1 protein-coding gene is annotated in these 1,353 nt (G+C 67.1%); it reads right to left on the reverse strand.

Features of this window, described 5'->3' with window-relative positions; all coding sequences use genetic code 11:
* Positions 1-1,353 (reverse strand): nitrogenase cofactor biosynthesis protein NifB (gene nifB / locus ALA01S_RS31030; protein WP_066343629.1); only part of this gene is annotated, 1,353 nt, incomplete at both ends.

Consider the following 1,353-nt stretch of genomic DNA (forward strand, 5'->3'; position numbering starts at 1 on the left):
AGCGGTCCACCGGCTCGATGCCGGCGGCCAGCAGCTCGTCGCGCGGGCAGGCGCCGATCTTGGACACCAGCACGGCGTGGCAGTCGTTGATGGCGTTGACGATGGAGGGCAACTGTTCGTCCTCGCCGAAGCCGCCCTGGCAGTACAGGTCCACGCGGCGGTGGCCGACGAAGGTGGCCTGCGCCTTGGAGACTTCGAAGATCTGGAACTCGGTGGCGTGGCCGAAGTGCTGGTTGACCTTGCCGTGGCCCTCGGTTGCCACGGCAACCAGCACGGCCATGTCCGCGTCCACGCCGTCGTCCGCGGCGGCCTCGGCCAGCGCGGACTCCTTGGCCGCGTGCTGGGCCTGGCGCTCGCCCTCGACGCTCTCCTGGTAGGCGCGGCGCTTGTCGAGGTCGTAGACGATCTCCATCTGCTCAATCTTGTCCAGCGTGAACTCGTCGGAGCGGTCCTCGCCCAGCAGGCCCACGGCGTCGGCACGGCACTGGCGGCAGTGGCGCATGAGGTTGGCGCCGCCCATGCAGGCGTCCTGCACGGCCTTGAGCTCCTGCGCCGAGGGGCCGCGCTGGCCGTTCAGGCCGAAGTACGTTCCATGCTCGGCCTCGGAGATGAGCGGCATGATGTTGTGCAGGAAGGCGCCGCGCTTCTTGACCTCGCGGTTCACTTCGATGAGGTGCTCGTCGTTGATGCCGGGGATGAGCACCGAGTTGATCTTGGTGAGCACGCCGCGCGCGGTGAGCATCTCCAGGCCCTTCATCTGCTGCTGGTGCAGGATGCGGGCGGCCTCCAGGCCGGTGACGCGCTTGTGGTCCCAGAAGATCCACGGGTAGATCTTCTCGCCGATCGCGGGATCAACCATGTTGATGGTGATCGTGACGTGGTCGATGTTGTACTTGCAGATCTCCTCCACCATCTCCGGCAGCGCCAGGCCGTTGGTGGAGAGGCACAGCTTGATGTCCGGGGCCTGCTCGGCGAGCATGCGGAAGGTGTCGAAGGTCTTCTTGGGGTTGGCCAGTGCGTCGCCGGGGCCGGCGATGCCCAGCACCGTCATCTGCGGAATCTCGCTGGCCACGGCCAGCACCTTCTTGACGGCCTGCTCAGGCGTGAGCTTCTGGCTGACCACGCCCGGGCGCGACTCGTTGGAGCAGTCGTACTTGCGATTGCAGTAGTTGCACTGGATGTTGCAGGCCGGGGCCACGGCCACGTGCATGCGGGCGTAGTGGTGGTGGGCCTCTTCGGAGTAGCAGGGGTGGTTCTTGACCTTGTCCCAGATCTCCTGCGGCATGTCCTCGGGGCCGGCGGAGGAGCCGCAACTGGCCTTGCCGGCGCCGCCGGTGCTGCCGCAACCACCGG

It is taken from the genome of Azohydromonas lata NBRC 102462, from assembly GCF_001571085.1.
GTDB classification, from domain to species: domain Bacteria; phylum Pseudomonadota; class Gammaproteobacteria; order Burkholderiales; family Burkholderiaceae_C; genus Azohydromonas; species Azohydromonas lata.